Consider the following 15,690-nt stretch of genomic DNA (forward strand, 5'->3'; position numbering starts at 1 on the left):
AGCAGCCGGCCTCCTACACGCCGCTCCCATCCCCCTACAGTTGTACCTCACTGACCATTGGGTTAACTTTGCCCACGGCCCGTCGTTTCTGATGGCGCAATGAAAGCAGTTGTCGCCAGACGCTCAGCCCACCGGCGACACCCCGACCTCCTTTTCCCTGATAACGCGTGAGCAGCCCATGGCGTCTTCCCTCGCTCCTGTCCTGATCACTGGCGCCAGCCAGCGAGTCGGCCTGCATTGCGCCGAGCGGCTATTGGGTGAAGGCCAGCCGGTGATTGTGACTTACCGCAGCGAGCGTCCCGGCGTGCAACGTCTCAAGGATCTGGGCGCAGTCACGATTCAAGCTGAGTTTTCGTCTCAGGAAAGCGTGATGGCTTTCATCGCGCAGTTGAAAGATGAAACCGACAGCTTGCGCGCCATCGTCCACAACGCTTCACAGTGGGTGGCAGAAACCGAGGGCGAGGAAGGTGACGCCTTCATGCGCATGTACAACGTCCATATGCTTGCGCCGTACCTCATCAACCTGCACTGCGCCGAACTTCTGCGGCATTCGAAGACGGCAGACATTATTCATATCAGCGACGACGTCACGCGCAAGGGCAGCAGCAAGCACATCGCCTACTGCGCCAGCAAAGCGGGCATGGAAAGCCTGACGTTGTCGTTTGCGGCCAAGTTCGCACCGGCCATCAAGGTCAACAGCATTGCGCCTGCCATGCTGATGTTTCAATCCGACGACGACGCTGAGTACCGCGTCCGAACCCTGGCCAAATCCGCGTTGGGAATCGAGCCCGGTGCAGAAGTGATCTACCAGAGCCTGCGCTATCTGCTGGACAACCCCTACGTCACCGGCACCACCCTGACCGTAAACGGTGGACGGCACGTCAAGTAAGCCGCCCCGAGGAATCCATTGATGACTTTGTCACTGCCACAGCACTATCGCGAAATCCTTGTCGGTCTGGGCGAAGACCCCGAGCGTGAAGGCCTGCTCGATACCCCCAAACGCGCCGCCAAGGCGATGCAGTATCTGTGTCACGGCTATGCGCAGACACTGGAAGAAATCGTCAACGGCGCGCTCTTCGCCTCTGACAACGACGAGATGGTGATCGTCAAGGACATCGAGTTGTACTCGCTGTGCGAGCACCACTTGCTGCCATTCATTGGCAAGGCCCATGTGGCCTATATGCCAACGGGGAAAGTACTGGGTCTGTCGAAGATCGCGCGCATCGTCGACATGTTCGCCCGCCGCCTGCAGATCCAGGAAAACCTCACTCGGCAGATCGCTGAGGCGGTCCAGGGCGTGACCAATGCCGCAGGTGTGGCCGTGGTCATCGAAGCCAAACACATGTGCATGATGATGCGGGGCGTCGAAAAGCAGAATTCGACCATGAACACCTCAGTGATGCTCGGCGCCTTTCGCGAATCGACCACCACCCGGATGGAATTTCTGCAACTGATCGGACGGAGCAAGTAGTCCATGGCAAGACTTGAACCAGGCACCGCACGCATTCGGGTCAAGGACCTGTGCCTGCGCACGTATATCGGCATCAACGAGGACGAGATCCTCAACAAGCAGGACGTACTGATCAATCTGACGATTCTGTATGAAGCACAGGAAGCGGTACGCGACAACGACATCGACCACGCGCTCAATTACCGGACCATCACCAAGGCAATCATCCAGCATGTAGAAAGCAATCGCTTCGCCTTGCTGGAGCGCCTGACCCAGGAAGTGCTCGACCTGGTGATGAGCCACACGGCAGTGCAGTACGCAGAAGTGGAGGTCGACAAACCCCACGCGTTGCGGTTTGCCGAGTCGGTGTCGATCACCCTGGCCGCCGAGCGCTGATCCTCATGGAGATTCTTTCTTCTGTAGAAGCGCGCTTGCCCGCGAATACACACTGTCTGACGAAACGTCTGTAGCCGACACACCGCAATTGCGGCCAGGCGCGCTCCTACAGGGACTTGGTGCCTGTCTGACAATCGTTGCCTCGCGCTGCCCTGCACTCTTATCATCCGCCCATCTTTAATTCGCACAGAGCCCATCATGACCGAGCAACAACGTCTTGAACTCGAAGCCGCCGCCTTCCGTCGCCTGGTGGCCCATCTGGACAGCCGCAAGGATGTGCAGAACATTGACCTGATGAACCTGTCCGGTTTCTGCCGCAACTGCCTGTCCAAGTGGTACAAGGCCGCAGCCGACGAGAAGCAGATCGACATCACTTTGGATGACGCTCGCGAAGTGGTTTACGGCATGCCGTACAGCGAGTGGAAATCCCTTTACCAGAAAGAAGCCAGCGCCGAGCAATCAGCCGCGTTCGCCAAGGAAAAGAAGCATGACTGACCTGAGCACCCTGCGCGCCAGCCTCAACAGCGGCGAGCATGTCTTCGCCGATACGCTGGCATTCATCGCCGCGAACTACGATTACCAGCCGCAGGCATTCACCAATGGCCCGGTGGAAAACGCCGCAGGTCAGAACGAAGGTTCATGCAAGACCTTGGGTCTGGCATTGCTGGAAGGTTTGAGCGACGAAGAAGCGTTGCTGGCGTTCGGTGAACACTACCGTTCTGTTGTCGCCACGCCAGACGGCAGCGACCACGGCAACATCCGTGCGTTGATCTCTCATGGCCTTGCCGGGGTGAAATTCAGCGCTCAGCCGCTCAAACTCAAGGCGTAAGCCCTACTGTAGGAGTGAGCTTGCTCGCGATAGCTTTCAGTCAGGCGACTATGCAATCTCTGTTCTTCTGCAATCGCGAGCAAGCTCACTTCTACAGGTTTATGGCGTCTTGCAGCCACAAAAAAACCGGCCCTTGAGCCGGTTTTTTCGTTTTGAACACCCGATCAGAACGAGGCGTTCGCCAAGCCGTCCAGATAACGCTCGACGTCCAGTGCAGCCATGCAGCCTGCGCCAGCCGACGTGATTGCCTGACGATAAACGTGGTCTGCCACGTCGCCTGCGGCAAACACACCCTCAACGCTGGTGGCCGTCGCGTTACCTTCGCGGCCGCCCTGAACGACCATGTAGCCGTCTTTCAGCGCCAGTTGACCGTCGAACAACGAGGTGTTCGGCGTGTGGCCGATGGCGATGAACACGCCGTCGACTTTCAGCTCGGATGTGCTGCCGTCGTTGTTCTTCAGACGCGCACCGGTCACGCCCATGTTGTCGCCCAGCACTTCGTCCAGCGTCGAGTTGAGCTTGAGCTCGATCTTGCCTTCGGCGACACGTGCGTGCAGCTTGTCGATCAGGATTTTCTCGGCGCGGAAAGTCTCGCGACGGTGAACCAGAGTCACCTTGCTGGCGATGTTGGCCAGGTACAGCGCTTCTTCGACTGCAGTGTTACCACCACCGACGACCGCGACAGGCTTGTTGCGATAGAAGAAACCATCACAGGTCGCACAGGCCGAAACGCCCTTGCCCATGAACGCCTCTTCGGACGGCAGACCCAGGTAGCGAGCGCTGGCGCCGGTCGCGATGATCAACGCGTCGCAGGTGTAGGTGCCGCTGTCGCCCTTGAGGGTGAACGGCTTGCCCGCCAGATCCACAGAGTTGATGTGGTCGAAAACGATTTCGGTCTCGAAGCGTTCGGCGTGCTCGCGCATACGCTCCATCAGCACCGGACCGGTCAAGCCATGGGGGTCGCCCGGCCAGTTGTCGACTTCGGTGGTGGTGGTCAGTTGACCACCGGCCTGCATGCCGGTGATCAGCAGAGGCTTGAGGTTGGCGCGTGCCGCATAGACCGCAGCGCTGTAACCGGCAGGGCCGGAGCCGAGAATAATCACTCGGGAATGACGGACATCAGACATGACACACTCCTATCGACCGGCCATCGTTACGTGTGGTCGGAGTTACTGTGGTCGAACCGGCGCACCGGTTGGGACAAAACGAGGATTGGCGAACGTCAGGGAAGCTCGCACGCCCATCCCGAAATCTGGAAGCTGCGACCGAAGTCGCAGCGACGGTGTTACAAGCTTTTGGCGTTCTCGGCCAGGTAATCGGCAACGCCCGAAGCGTCAGCCTTCATGCCTTTCTGGCCTGGACGCCAGCCAGCCGGGCAGACTTCGCCGTGCTGTTCGGTGAACTGCAGTGCTTCGACCAGACGAACCATGTCGTCTACGTCGCGACCCAGTGGCAGGTTGTTGACAACCTGGTGCTGAACCACGCCAGCCTGGTCGATCAGGAACGAACCGCGCAGCGCAACGCCGTCTTCGTGTTCGATACCGTAGGCGCGAGTGATCTCGTGCTTGATGTCGGCAACCATGGTGAACTGGACCGGACCGATACCGCCCTTTTCAACCGGGGTGTTGCGCCATGCGGCGTGGGTGAAGTGCGAGTCGACGGAAACGCCAACCACTTCAACGCCCAGGTCGCGGAATTTAGCGATGCGGTTGTCGTGCGCGATGATTTCCGACGGGCACACGAACGTGAAGTCCAGAGGCCAGAAGAACAGCACGACGTATTTGCCACGCAGAGAGGACAGCTGGAAGCTGTCGACGATCGAACCGTCACCCAGGACTGCCGCTGCGGTGAAATCAGGGGCTTGTTTGTTTACCAGAACGCTCATTAAGACTCCTTCGAGGTTCAAAGTGAATGGGAATAGGTCTAAAAGTTGCCCGCAAGCTTATCGGGGCGGCGAAGATTAAGGAAATATCGTTTCACAATCCAGTTCATAGACCGCACCTATTCCGACAAGCTGTTGCGCGTGCCCTGGGGGGTAGACTTTAACCTTACAAGATTGTTTCGGCGAATGTCCTGGCCCGCTTCCAGCTTCCGCCGTGCTGGCAAAGCCGGTAAGGTCGGCGCGATTTCAACGTATGGAGGCACCCATGCCTGCACCCGCTCTGTCCGGCCCGCAATACCTGCGCGAAGGCCTGAAACTGGTCCTCAGCCCCGGGCTGCGACTCTTCGTCCTGCTACCTTTGACTATTAATCTGGTGCTGTTCAGCGCACTCATCTACTTCGCCGGCCACGAATTCAGCATGTGGGTGGACTCGTTCATGCCTACGCTGCCCAGCTGGCTGAGCTTTCTCAATTACATCCTCTGGCCGCTCTTCGTGGTGCTGGTGGCGTTAATGGTGTTCTTCACCTTCACCATGATCGCCAACATCATCGCCGCGCCTTTCAACGGTTTTCTCTCGGAAAAAGTTGAAGTGGTTCTGCGCGGCACCGACGATTTTCCGGCCTTCAGCTGGGGCGAACTGATCGAAATGATCCCCCGCACCCTCAGTCGCGAGATGCGCAAACTGGGGTACTTCCTGCCGCGAGCCATCGGTCTGTTCATCCTGTCCTGGATTCCGGTGGTCAACATCATCGCTGCGCCGCTGTGGCTGTTATTCGGCGTCTGGATGATGGCCATTCAGTACATAGACTACCCGGCAGACAACCACAAAATGAGCTGGCAAGACATGCTCGCCTGGCTGCGCGCCAAACGCTGGCAGAGCATGAGCTTTGGCGGCATCGTGTACCTGGTGCTGCTGATTCCGGTGGTGAACATCCTGATGATGCCTGCGGCGGTCGCCGGGGCGACGCTGTTCTGGGTGCGTGAACGCGGTGCGGAAACGCAGATGGAGCGGGTGAGATAAAGAGATGTGGAAAAGGCCTCGATTGAGGCCTTTTTTGCGTTCACGCCCCATCTCGAAAAATCAGGAACAGTCCTACAGAAGTCTTCTCAACATCGCACACATCACCTGTTCAACCATGGGCCTCCATTTCAAGCGCGGCACCGCGCTCGACGACAGGAGTGTCAATACCATGGAAACGAACCGCATAAATGCAGCGACCCCCAATACCTCAAGGCCGACTTCAACCCTGCTGCCACACAAGCCCAAGATAGAACCCAACGCGCCAGAGTTCTTGCAGGCACTTGCTGAAGCAGTGGACGCCGCGACCTCAAAAACCGTGTCCGCCGAGCCCGCGATCATCTCCAGACACCTAAGGCCACGCTCTCACCTGGACCTCGTGACCCTCAACCCCGTCCAGACAACCTATGTACCTGAGGCTGCTGCGCTGGAAAGGGTCGGCAAGTCGCGGATCTTGCCGTTTACTGCTGGCGGCTAGTGTCGGCTTTCCAGAACCGGTGAACAACAGCGACAACCGCGGCTCAACAGTCACAAATCCATCACCCAACCGCCACACAAGCGCAACGACAGACTTTGAAACTGGTTGTCATGAGTAAATCCCTGCATATCACCCTGATCACTGAAACCTTCGCCCCCGAAATCAACGGCGTCGCCAACACGCTGAGCAGGTTGTGCGATGGCTTGCGGCTTCGGGGGCATCGGGTTGAGGTGATTCGGCCGCGGCAGAATGACGATGAGCTGCGCGTGGCTGACGATGACCTGATGTTGTGCCGAGGCTGGCCGATTCCGGGGTATCCGGGGTTGCAGTGGGGGCAGTCTTCCATGCACAAGCTGTTGCGTCGCTGGCAGCGCAACCGCCCGGACGTGCTGTACATCGCCACGGAGGGGCCATTGGGGTTGTCGGCCCTGCGCGCAGCGCGGCGGTTGCGAATTGCAATCGTCAGCGGCTTTCACACCAATTTCCAGCAGTACACCCGTCAATATGGGCTGGGATTCATCACTCGCCTGCTCACCTCTTATCTGCGCTGGTTTCACAATCGCTCCAATGCGACGCTGGTGCCCAGTTTCAGCCAGAAGACCGAACTGGAGAGGCGCGGCTTCGAGCGGCTGGAGCTCCTGTCGCGGGGTGTGGATTGTCAGCTGTTTCATCCGTCCAGGCGTTCCGATTTGCTGCGCGAAACATGGGGACTGGCGCCCGGCGACACGGCCGTTCTGCATATCGGTCGGCTGGCGCGTGAGAAGAATCTGGGGCTGCTCAAAGCCTGCTTTGGCAGCCTGGTGAGCGCTTATCCCGACAAGAAACTCAGGCTGATCATTGTCGGTGACGGCCCGGTCCGCCAGGAACTGCAGCAGCAACTACCGGGCGCGATCTTCTGCGGAACGCAACGTGGCGAGGCCCTGGCCGCGCATTACGCATCGGGCGATCTGTTTCTGTTCCCGAGCCTGACCGAAACCTTTGGCAATGTCGTGCTCGAAGCGCTGGCGTCTGGACTGGGTGTGGTGGCCTATGACGAAGCAGCAGCGGCTCAGCATATTCGTCACGGGCATAACGGCGCGGTTGCCATGCCCGGCGACGAGGAAGGATTTATCGACGCCGCGCGCTGGATGCTCGAAGACGACGAGACGCTGCGACGCGTGCGCTTGAATGCCCGGCAACATGCCAGTCGCCAAGGGTGGGCGGGAATCATAGAGGCGTTCGAGAGCTATTTGCGCATCGCCAGCGAAACACGGGATGGGGTTGTGTTGGGGATTTAGTTGACAGATGCAGCCCCCGTGGCAGCACGGCTTGCCGGCCGTGACTTTGTCAAAATCGCCACCGCCGGCAAGCCGTGCTGCTACAAGCCCTGACTCAGGCGGCTTACTCCAACTTGCCCAACGCATCTCGACTGAACGGCAGAATATCTACTTCGCGACCATCTCGCACCTTCACCGCCCAATCCGGATCGACCAGCAGCGCACGGCCTACGGCCACCAGATCGAACTCGTCATCGCCCAGACGCTTGAGCAGATTCTCGAGACTGGCCGGTTGCGCGACCTTGTCGGTGTTGACCATGAATTGCAGGAACTCGCCATCCAGCCCGACACTGCCGACAGTGATGGTCGGTTTGCCGGTGAGTTTGCGCGTCCAGCCCGCCAGATTGAGATCGGAACCTTCAAACTCCGGCTCCCAGAAACGGCGCGTCGAGCAATGGAAGATGTCCACGCCGGCTTCGGACAGCGGTTTGAGGAATGCTCCCAACTCCTGCGGGGTCTGCACCAGTCGAGCGGTGTAATCCTGCTGCTTCCACTGGGAATAACGAAAGATGATCGGGTATTCAGGACCGACTGCCGCACGCACGGCCTCGATCAACTCGATGGCAAAGCGCGAACGATGGGCCAGATCGCCACCGTATTCATCAGTGCGTTGATTGGTCCCCTCCCAGAAGAACTGATCGACGAGATAACCATGAGCGCCGTGAATCTCCACGCCGTCCATACCGATCTCTTTTGCGTCCTTCGCCGCCTGAGCGAAGGCAGCGATGACGTCGTCGATATCCTGCTTAGTCATGCCATGCACGACGACGTTACCGTCCTTGAGCTTCTCGGTCGGGCCATAGGCCGGAACCGTGCCATCGGGCTCAGTGCCTAGACGACGCACAGCGCCTACGTGCCATAGCTGAGGCACGATCTTGCCGCCTTCGGCGTGAACCGCGTCGACTACCTCCTTCCAGCCAGCCAACGGAGCCTCGCCGAAAAATTTCGGGACGTTCGGGTAGCCGTTGGAAGCCTTATGGCCAACGGTCGTGCCCTCAGTGATGATCAGGCCGACACCGGCTGCCGCGCGGCGGCGGTAGTACTCGATGACCTTGGAATTCGGCACGCCGCCCGGTGAAAACGACCGAGTCATCGGCGCCATCACGACCCGCGTCGGTAATTCCAGGCTGCCCAAATGAAAAGGTTTGAACAAGGCTTTGACTGGCATGCAAGCGTCCTCGGCATCGGAAATATTATGAAGGTCATACAGAATGAGCTGACCGACTGCCGATGCACAGCACTATTGATTGGAGTGATTAAGGTTTAGAAGAGAACGCAAAATACGGTAGGCGTGAGCTTGCTCGGGAGGGTGAATTGTCTGTAGCGGATGCGTCAGACAGCAAATCGCAATCGCGAGCAAGCTCACCGCTACAGGGAATCGGATCAGGATGAGTGAAGCGCTTTCTCGATCGCCTGAATCACTGCTGGATCGTCCGGCGTGGTGCGTGGCGAAAAACGCGCCAGAACGCGACCGTCCTGACCGACGAGAAATTTCTCGAAATTCCAGGTGATGTCCCCTGGAAACTCCGCCCCTTCACCCGCCAGCATCTGATAGAGGCGATGGCGATGAGCCCCATTCACCTCGAGCTTGTCGCCCAGCGGGAAGGTCACGCCATAGTTCAACGAGCAGAATTCCTGGATCTCTTCCTGAGAGCCCGGCTCCTGTCCCGCGAATTGGTTGCACGGCAGACCCAACACGCTGAAACCACGATCCTTGTACTTCTGATAGAGATTTTCCAGTGCTGCATACTGCGGCGTAAGTCCGCACTTGGACGCCACGTTGACCACCAGGACGACTTTGCCCTTGAGTGGCGCGAGGGGCAGTTCCTGGCCATCCAGAGCTTTTAATTTCAGGTCGTGAAATATACTCATGACGAACTCCCCTGCTCACCATACAAAAAACCATTGGCCGAAAAAGGCGCCCTGTCAGGCCGCGAAAAACAAACCGTTTTTCGCAAAGCCCGCGAGGACGCCTGGCCAGCTAACTGAGCTTAGCAGGACAAATCAATGGTGATGGCCACCTTCGCCATGCACGTGACCGTGGGCCATTTCTTCGTCGCTGGCATCACGGATGGCAACGATCTTGACCTGGAAGTTCAGGCGCTGACCGGCCAGCGGGTGATTACCGTCGACCGTCACGTCGTCGCCGTCCAGATCACGAATGGTCACGATCTGCATTTGGCCGTCCGGAGCGGAAGCGTGGAACTGCATGCCGACTTCAAGTTCGTCGACACCTTCGAACATGCTGCGGTTCAGGGTGCTGACCAGCTCGGCCGAATATTCGCCGTAGGCGTCTTCAGGCTCGATGGAGACTTTCAGCTCGTCGCCGATGTCCTTGCCTTCCAGTGCCTTTTCCAGACCCGGAATGATGTTACCTGCGCCCTGCAGGTAGACCAGCGGCGCGCCGCCGGCAGAACTGTCGATGACCTCACCAGCGTCGTTGGTCAGGGTATAGTCAATGGAGACAGCCTTGTTGGCGGCGATCGGCATGGGGCAAGACCTTTTGCAAATAGAGATATGAGCGAACAAGTCTAACCAAGCACTCGCGCGAAAGCGAACGCAACTCAGACGGACGGCCCCGATTGGACGACCCCACATTGCCTGAGAGCGACACCACGATTACCGGCTTTCGTCAGGATCAAGACGGCCACTGGATTGCCGAGCTGTCCTGCGGCCACACTCAGCACCTGCGCCATCAGCCGCCGTGGCAATCACGAGCCTGGGTGCTGGACGCCGAGAAGCGTCAGGAAAAAATAGGTCAATCCTTTCGCTGCGGCTGGTGTGCGCAGAGAGCAGATAACGATAACCTTGTGCCCCGTTGAGACGCTGCGACTGAACAGCGTCCTGCTTCATCCGGTCCACTACGGCCTTTGCACTGCTCAATTTCGAGAAGCCCGCATGCAGACTTTCTTTATCGCGCCCACAGACTTCGGTGTGGGTTTGACGTCCATCAGCCTCGGGCTGGTGCGCACCCTGGAGCGCGCCGGACTCAAAGTCGGCTTTTTCAAACCCATCGCCCAGCCCCATCCCGGAGATCTGGGTCCAGAGCGCTCGACCGAACTGGTCGCCCGGACCCACGGCCTCAAGCCTCCCAAGCCTCTTGGCCTGGCTCACGTCGAACGGATGCTCGGCGAAGGCCAGCTCGATGAACTGCTCGAAGAGATCATCAATCTTTATCAGGAGGCATGCGTCGGCCGCGACGTGCTGATCGTCGAAGGCATGGTGCCCACCCGCAGCGCCAGCTATGCCGCGCGAGTCAACCTGCACATGGCAAAGGCGCTGGATGCCGATGTGATTCTGGTCTCGGCGCCGGAAAACGAAGTGCTGACCGAACTGTCTGGCCGCGTCGAATTGCAGGCGCAGATGTTCGGTGGTCCGAAAGACCCGAAAGTCCTGGGCGTAATCCTTAACAAGGTCCGCACTGACGAAAGCATGGAGGCGTTTTCGGCGCGCCTCAAAGAGCACTCTCCGCTACTGCGCAGCGGCGATTTCCGGCTGTTGGGCTGCATCCCGTTCCAAGCGGATCTGAACGCTCCACGCACCCGCGACGTGGCCGACCTGCTTGGCGCGCAGGTGATCAACGCTGGCGATTACGAACAACGACGCATGTCGAAGATCATCATCTGCGCGCGAACGGTGCTCAACACCCTGCAACTGCTCAAGCCGGGCGTGCTGGTGGTGACGCCGGGCGACCGCGACGACATCATTCTCGCGGTGAGTCTGGCGACCCTTAACGGCGTCCCCCTGGCCGGCCTGCTGCTGACCAGCGATACCCTTCCCGACCCGCGCATCATGGATCTGTGCCGTGGCGCGTTGCAGGCAGGTTTGCCGGTGCTGTCGGTGAGCACCGGTTCGTATGAGACGGCCAACCAGCTCAACCAGTTAAATAAAGAAATCCCCATCGATGACCGCGAGCGTGCAGAAATCATCACCGATTTCGTCGCCAGCCACCTCGATGCCAACTGGCTGCACCAGCGCTGCGGTACACCGCGTGAAATGCGCCTGTCACCCGCCGTCTTCCGCTATCAACTGATTCAGCGGGCTCAAGCGGCGAACAAGCGCATCGTTCTGCCCGAAGGTGCCGAACCACTGACCGTGCAAGCGGCCGCAATCTGTCAGGCTCGCGGAATCGCTCGCTGCGTGCTGCTCGCCAAGCCCGAAGAGGTTCACGCCGTTGCCCGCGCGCAGGGCATCGAACTGCCGCCGGGGCTCGAAATTCTCGATCCGGAAGCCATTCGCGAGCGCTACGTCGCGCCGATGGTGGATTTGCGCAAGAACAAAGCGCTCAACGCGCCAATGGCCGAGCAGCAACTGGAAGACCCGGTGGTGATCGGCACCATGATGCTCGCCCTCGATGAAGTCGACGGGCTTGTGTCCGGGGTCATTCACTCGACCGCCAATACGATCCGCCCGGCGCTGCAACTGATCAAGACCGCGCCAGGCTGCACGCTGGTGTCGTCGGTGTTTTTCATGCTGTTCCCCGAGCAGGTGCTGGTTTATGGCGACTGCATCATGAATCCGCACCCGACCGCTCAGGAGCTGGCGGAAATCGCAGTGCAGAGCGCCGACTCCGCTGTCGCGTTCGGCCTGTCGCCGCGTGTGGCGATGATCAGCTACTCCAGCGGCAATTCGGCCAGTGGCGAGGAAGTCGAGAAGGTCCGTGAAGCCACGCAATTGGCCCAAGAGACCCAGCGCAATCTGTTGATCGACGGCCCGCTGCAATACGACGCCGCGGCCAACGAGAACGTCGCCCGGCAACTGGCGCCGGACAGCCCGGTTGCAGGCCGCGCCAACGTGTTCGTGTTCCCGGATCTGAACACCGGCAACACGACCTACAAAGCGGTGCAGCGCAGTGCGGACTGCGTGAGCCTGGGCCCGATGCTGCAAGGTCTGCGCAAACCGGTCAACGATCTGCCGCGCGGTGCTCAGGTCGACGACATCGTCTACACCATTGCACTGACTGCCATTCAAGCGGCGACGCTGCCGCAATAGACGTCGGTCTGAAACATCGTCCACTCACAATAATGCCGCCGGGAACCCACCGGCGGCTGTCTTACCTCGGAGTTCGATCCCCCATGGATTTCCTGCCCGCCCCATTGCGTGGCGTCATCGCCTCGCTGCTGTTGGCGCTCAACACGATTGTCTGCTGCACGCCGCTGTTCATCGTTGCAATCTTCAAACTGTGTCTGCCCTTCCCCGCCGCGCAGAAAGTGACCGACTGGCTGATGAGCCATATTCACGAGGCGTGGATCAGCAACAACAACGCCTGGATGAACCTGCTCGGACACACCCGCTGGCACCTGAGTGGCCTGGAAGGTCTCGATTATCAGCACTCGTATCTGGTGACCAGCAACCACCAGAGCTGGGTCGACATCATGGTGCTGCAATATGTACTCAACCGACGCATTCGCCCGCTGAAGTTCTTCCTCAAGCAGGAATTGATCTGGGTCCCGGTGATTGGTCTGGCGTGGTGGGCGCTGGGCTTCCCGTTCATGAAGCGCTACACCAAGGCCTATCTGGCCAAACACCCGGAAAAGAAAGGCAAGGACCTGGAAACCACGCGCCGCACCTGCGCGAAGTTTCGCAACAACCCGGTCGCAATCTTCAATTTCGTCGAAGGCACCCGCTTTACCAAAGGCAAACACGCCCAACAGAACTCGCCGTTTCGCTATTTGCTCAAACCCAAGGCCGGAGGCATCGCGTTCGTGCTGGATGCCATGGGTGAACAACTGGAATCCATCGTCAACGTGACCATTCATTACCCGGCCGGTCAGCCAGGTTACTGGGACCTGCTTTGCGGAAGAGTTCGGGAGGTGGCCGCGCATTTCGAGGAAGTGAAAATTCCACCGCAGTTCATCGGCAAGAGTTACGACCAGGATGACGCCTACCGCCTGGAGTTTCAGCAGTGGATCAACCGACTGTGGGAAGAGAAGGACGCGCTGCTGGGGGAAATGCATGAGCGGTTTGCGCGCAATCGCTGATGCAAGTCCCCCCATGCAACTGACTCCCCTGCCGTGCCCTGCACCGTGGAAGGCTCGCCCCTCATTCTGCCGATACCTGCCCTCAAGCATCGGCAAAACCAGATAGCGAGTCTGGGTGCAGGCGCTGGGGGTTCTGTCCATCGGGTAATAGCTGTCAGGATGAGCGACCTAGAGCACGAATGAGCATTCAGATTTCACTGCTCAGCCTCAGTTCATAACCGCCTGCGCAACAGGTATGAATCTGCCCGACCCCTGTTACATGCGGCCCCGTCACCGAAAGATCCTCATTCGCAAGCCGCTCCAGCAACCTGAGTCTGGTGTCGAGCGCTTGGGCCGGGTCCATGTCAAAACCGATGCTCCAATGGGGATAACGCAACTGCAAGAGCGTNCCATCCTCGATCTGAATACCACTGTGACCCGGCGAATGGCCGGGAAGCGGGATGAAGCTGACACCAGGAATGACCTGTGCATTGGCCTGGACCGCCTCGATACGTGGCGCATAGGCATTCAACGCCGACTTCGCCAAGGTGAACGCGCCCGCCTGCGCCATGTGAGGGTATTTTTCAGGGGCAGCCGGGTCCGTCCAGAAGGCCAACTCTTCCTGTGAAAGAAACAGCGTCGCGTTGGGATACAACGCACTGCCGTCCTCCCTGACAAGGCCCCCGATATGGTCCTCATGCATGTGGGAAATCATCACACCGCGGATCTGCTCAAGCGCATAGCCGGCCGACACCAATGCCGCTGGGGCGCTACCGAAACGTGGCCCCATCTCGCGACCACAACCGGCATCGATAAGCCACAACTCGCCGTTTTTCTTCAAAAGAAATGTGTTGATCGGCTCGGGTACCGGTCCAGAAGCGGGCAGACCAGCGCTTTTGAATAATGCCGCCCCCTCCTCAGAGGCCGCTGCTTTGATCATGTCGGTACTGCACAGGAAAATCCCATCCAGCAGAGTCACCAGCGTGAACTCGCCGACAGTGTGTTCTTCAATCATTTGTTTCTCCGGATTGGCCCGATAACGTTCGTCACGATCGTCGTTACGCTCGCGTCCGGGCCTTTGAGTGATGGGTAAACTGCAAAAGCAATGCTGCCGCTGAGGCGATCGCGGCCAGGGTCATCACTGCGGTCCAGCCACCGGACTGCCAGGCGAAGCTGCCCACAGCCGAGCCGATGGCGCCGAAAGCGAACTGGGAAGCCATGAAGATGGTGTTGAAGCGGCCCCGAGCGGTGCCGGCGAGCGCGAGAATTCGTGACTGGTTGTAGATCAGTGACATCTGCAAACCCGTCGTCATCAGAACGGCTCCGATGCAAAGCCCGATCAGATTCACGAACGCGGCCATGACGACGAAGCTCGTCACGACCAGGCCGATACCGACATGACCTGCGTACTGGCCAGCGACCCGCAACCCCGTCGGGGCAAGCATCACGCCGCCCAGTGCAACCACGCCGAACAGTCCGGCTGTACCGCTGCTCATGCCAAACTCAGGGCCTTGCAGCAAGAGGGTGAGAATCGTCCAGAAGGCACTGAATCCGAAGAACACCAGGCTCTGCACCAGTGTGGCCCGGCGAAGTTCGGCCCCATCGCGCACGACCCCATACAATGAAACAAGCAACTCGATGTAGGAGGCCCGCGATTGTGGTTGGCTGTGCGGAAGTTTCGCCGCCAGCCCTGCCAGCATCATCAGGGAAAGGACAGTGCCCACGATGAACATCGCGCGCCAGCCAAGGTAGGCACCCACGAAGCCGCTGATCACCCGAGCGAGCAGTACGCCGACAAGCAGTGCACTGGTAATGGATGCCAGAACCCGTTCACGGCTGCTTGCCGGGGACAGTTCGGAGGCGAGCGGGATGACCTGCTGGGCGATAGTGGCGAACACCCCGATCATGATGGATGCCAGTGAAAGGCTATACAGCTCAGGAGCCGCGCTCGCGCAAAGGGTCGCGACCGTCAGCCCCAGGCATTGAATGAGGATGAGCCGACGTCGATCAATCCTGTCGCCAAGCGGCACCAGCAGAATCAAGCCCAAGGCATACCCAACCTGTGTCGCGATCGCGACGAGACTGACATCGGTGCCGATGCCCAGACTATCGGCGATCAACCCAAGTAGAGGCTGGTTGTAATACTGCGTACCGACCGACAAGCCGGTGGCCGCTGCAAGCAGCATGATCAGCCCCCGACTCATGCCTGCAACCTCGATCTGATGTTTGAACTCGGTGGATGGGGCGTTCATAAGGTGATTCTCCAGACAGCCGGGGACCATTGCCTGCTGAAAAACCTCAGGCAAAGATGTTCATGGGGATAGGGTCTTATCGCTCAGCGCCAAAGCTGCAGACAGGGTG

17 protein-coding genes and 2 pseudogenes are annotated in these 15,690 nt (G+C 59.2%); 11 read left to right on the forward strand and 8 right to left on the reverse strand.

The window, feature by feature from the left end:
• Positions 1-178 precede the first annotated feature (178 nt).
• The 5 genes from folM (at position 179) to D3M70_RS30205 (ending at position 2,675) form a co-directional block, all read left to right on the forward strand.
• Positions 179-889 (forward strand): dihydromonapterin reductase, encoded by a 711-nt coding sequence (folM, locus tag D3M70_RS30185; RefSeq protein WP_120129746.1) that lies wholly within the window; start codon positions 179-181, stop codon positions 887-889.
• A gap of 21 nt (positions 890-910) precedes the next feature.
• The gene (gene folE / locus D3M70_RS30190; protein ID WP_120129748.1) at positions 911-1,471 is read left to right on the forward strand and encodes a GTP cyclohydrolase I FolE; all 561 of its coding nucleotides are present in this window, start codon (positions 911-913) and stop codon (positions 1,469-1,471) included.
• A gap of 3 nt (positions 1,472-1,474) precedes the next feature.
• Complete coding sequence (gene folX / locus D3M70_RS30195; protein ID WP_120129749.1) at positions 1,475-1,846, forward strand: dihydroneopterin triphosphate 2'-epimerase; 372 nt, start codon at positions 1,475-1,477, stop codon at positions 1,844-1,846.
• Between the two features lie 198 nt (positions 1,847-2,044).
• Positions 2,045-2,341, forward strand: a complete 297-nt coding sequence (locus tag D3M70_RS30200; protein WP_120129751.1) for a DUF1244 domain-containing protein — start codon at positions 2,045-2,047, stop codon at positions 2,339-2,341.
• Entirely contained in the window at positions 2,334-2,675 is a 342-nt protein-coding gene (locus D3M70_RS30205) for a HopJ type III effector protein (protein ID WP_120129752.1), read from the forward strand. The genes D3M70_RS30200 and D3M70_RS30205 overlap by 8 nt, the downstream gene beginning before the upstream one ends.
• 164 nt (positions 2,676-2,839) lie before the next feature.
• Here D3M70_RS30205 and trxB read toward each other — a convergent pair whose 3' ends face one another.
• Positions 2,840-3,802 carry a thioredoxin-disulfide reductase gene (gene trxB, locus D3M70_RS30210; protein WP_120129754.1) on the reverse strand — a complete coding sequence of 321 codons (963 nt, stop codon included), beginning with the start codon at positions 3,800-3,802 and terminating at the stop codon, positions 2,840-2,842.
• Positions 3,803-3,960: 158 nt separating this feature from the next.
• Positions 3,961-4,560, reverse strand: a complete 600-nt coding sequence (locus tag D3M70_RS30215) for a peroxiredoxin (RefSeq protein WP_074753598.1) — start codon at positions 4,558-4,560, stop codon at positions 3,961-3,963.
• Between the two features lie 262 nt (positions 4,561-4,822).
• On the opposite strand from D3M70_RS30215, the gene cysZ reads away from it, so the two are divergent.
• The 3 genes from cysZ to D3M70_RS30230 all read left to right on the forward strand — a co-directional run bounded on the left by cysZ (position 4,823) and on the right by D3M70_RS30230 (position 7,330).
• On the forward strand, positions 4,823-5,578 hold the full coding sequence (gene cysZ / locus D3M70_RS30220) for a sulfate transporter CysZ (RefSeq protein ID WP_120129755.1): 756 nt from the start codon (positions 4,823-4,825) through the stop codon (positions 5,576-5,578).
• Between the two features lie 34 nt (positions 5,579-5,612).
• Complete coding sequence (locus D3M70_RS31810) at positions 5,613-6,053, forward strand: hypothetical protein (protein ID WP_165869928.1); 441 nt, start codon at positions 5,613-5,615, stop codon at positions 6,051-6,053.
• A gap of 110 nt (positions 6,054-6,163) precedes the next feature.
• Positions 6,164-7,330 (forward strand): glycosyltransferase family 1 protein, encoded by a 1,167-nt coding sequence (locus D3M70_RS30230; protein ID WP_120129758.1) that lies wholly within the window; start codon positions 6,164-6,166, stop codon positions 7,328-7,330.
• Between the two features lie 103 nt (positions 7,331-7,433).
• Here the strand turns inward: D3M70_RS30230 and D3M70_RS30235 are convergent, their stop codons facing one another.
• From D3M70_RS30235 to D3M70_RS30245, 3 genes are all read right to left on the reverse strand, one after another.
• Positions 7,434-8,537 carry an NADH:flavin oxidoreductase gene (locus D3M70_RS30235; RefSeq protein WP_120129760.1) on the reverse strand — a complete coding sequence of 368 codons (1,104 nt, stop codon included), beginning with the start codon at positions 8,535-8,537 and terminating at the stop codon, positions 7,434-7,436.
• Positions 8,538-8,752: 215 nt separating this feature from the next.
• Positions 8,753-9,241, reverse strand: coding sequence for a glutathione peroxidase (locus D3M70_RS30240; RefSeq protein WP_120129762.1), 489 nt, complete (start codon positions 9,239-9,241; stop codon positions 8,753-8,755).
• 132 nt (positions 9,242-9,373) lie between these two features.
• Positions 9,374-9,859: a peptidylprolyl isomerase gene (locus D3M70_RS30245; protein ID WP_081565493.1), complete on the reverse strand. Its 486-nt coding sequence runs from the start codon at positions 9,857-9,859 to the stop codon at positions 9,374-9,376.
• A gap of 92 nt (positions 9,860-9,951) precedes the next feature.
• On the opposite strand from D3M70_RS30245, the gene D3M70_RS30250 reads away from it, so the two are divergent.
• The 3 genes from D3M70_RS30250 (at position 9,952) to D3M70_RS30260 (ending at position 13,350) form a co-directional block, all read left to right on the forward strand.
• On the forward strand, positions 9,952-10,191 hold the full coding sequence (locus D3M70_RS30250) for a DUF3565 domain-containing protein (protein ID WP_120129763.1): 240 nt from the start codon (positions 9,952-9,954) through the stop codon (positions 10,189-10,191).
• Between the two features lie 76 nt (positions 10,192-10,267).
• A complete protein-coding gene (gene pta, locus D3M70_RS30255; protein ID WP_120129765.1) occupies positions 10,268-12,361 on the forward strand; it encodes a phosphate acetyltransferase in 2,094 nt (697 codons plus the stop codon).
• Between the two features lie 83 nt (positions 12,362-12,444).
• Complete coding sequence (locus D3M70_RS30260) at positions 12,445-13,350, forward strand: acyltransferase (RefSeq protein WP_120129766.1); 906 nt, start codon at positions 12,445-12,447, stop codon at positions 13,348-13,350.
• Positions 13,351-13,537: 187 nt separating this feature from the next.
• Here D3M70_RS30260 and D3M70_RS33845 read toward each other — a convergent pair.
• The 3 genes and pseudogenes from D3M70_RS33845 to D3M70_RS30270 form a co-directional block, all read right to left on the reverse strand.
• Positions 13,538-13,738, reverse strand: a pseudogene (locus D3M70_RS33845) (MBL fold metallo-hydrolase); the annotation flags it as partial.
• Position 13,739: 1 nt separating this feature from the next.
• Positions 13,740-14,344 (reverse strand): annotated as a pseudogene (locus tag D3M70_RS30265) (MBL fold metallo-hydrolase); the annotation flags it as partial.
• 43 nt (positions 14,345-14,387) lie between these two features.
• A complete protein-coding gene (locus tag D3M70_RS30270; RefSeq protein ID WP_256660039.1) occupies positions 14,388-15,581 on the reverse strand; it encodes an MFS transporter in 1,194 nt (397 codons plus the stop codon).
• Between the last annotated feature and the right edge of the window lie 109 nt (positions 15,582-15,690).

This window comes from Pseudomonas sp. LS-2, assembly GCF_003605735.1.
Classification (GTDB): domain Bacteria; phylum Pseudomonadota; class Gammaproteobacteria; order Pseudomonadales; family Pseudomonadaceae; genus Aquipseudomonas.

Excerpts from the sequence above, each read along its gene's own strand:
- pta (WP_120129765.1), top strand. The coding sequence starts at position 10,268 with ATGCAGACTTTCTTTATCGCGCCCACAGACTTCGGTGTGGGTTTGACG.
- D3M70_RS30260 (WP_120129766.1), top strand. The coding sequence starts at position 12,445 with ATGGATTTCCTGCCCGCCCCATTGCGTGGCGTCATCGCCTCGCTGCTG.
- D3M70_RS30215 (WP_074753598.1), bottom strand. The coding sequence starts at position 4,560 with ATGAGCGTTCTGGTAAACAAACAAGCCCCTGATTTCACCGCAGCGGCA.
- D3M70_RS30230 (WP_120129758.1), top strand. The coding sequence starts at position 6,164 with ATGAGTAAATCCCTGCATATCACCCTGATCACTGAAACCTTCGCCCCC.
- D3M70_RS30200 (WP_120129751.1), top strand. The coding sequence starts at position 2,045 with ATGACCGAGCAACAACGTCTTGAACTCGAAGCCGCCGCCTTCCGTCGC.
- cysZ (WP_120129755.1), top strand. The coding sequence starts at position 4,823 with ATGCCTGCACCCGCTCTGTCCGGCCCGCAATACCTGCGCGAAGGCCTG.
- D3M70_RS30240 (WP_120129762.1), bottom strand. The coding sequence starts at position 9,241 with ATGAGTATATTTCACGACCTGAAATTAAAAGCTCTGGATGGCCAGGAA.
- D3M70_RS30205 (WP_120129752.1), top strand. The coding sequence starts at position 2,334 with ATGACTGACCTGAGCACCCTGCGCGCCAGCCTCAACAGCGGCGAGCAT.
- folM (WP_120129746.1), top strand. The coding sequence starts at position 179 with ATGGCGTCTTCCCTCGCTCCTGTCCTGATCACTGGCGCCAGCCAGCGA.
- D3M70_RS30245 (WP_081565493.1), bottom strand. The coding sequence starts at position 9,859 with ATGCCGATCGCCGCCAACAAGGCTGTCTCCATTGACTATACCCTGACC.
- D3M70_RS30235 (WP_120129760.1), bottom strand. The coding sequence starts at position 8,537 with ATGCCAGTCAAAGCCTTGTTCAAACCTTTTCATTTGGGCAGCCTGGAA.
- folX (WP_120129749.1), top strand. The coding sequence starts at position 1,475 with ATGGCAAGACTTGAACCAGGCACCGCACGCATTCGGGTCAAGGACCTG.
- folE (WP_120129748.1), top strand. The coding sequence starts at position 911 with ATGACTTTGTCACTGCCACAGCACTATCGCGAAATCCTTGTCGGTCTG.
- trxB (WP_120129754.1), bottom strand. The coding sequence starts at position 3,802 with ATGTCTGATGTCCGTCATTCCCGAGTGATTATTCTCGGCTCCGGCCCT.
- D3M70_RS30270 (WP_256660039.1), bottom strand. The coding sequence starts at position 15,581 with ATGAACGCCCCATCCACCGAGTTCAAACATCAGATCGAGGTTGCAGGC.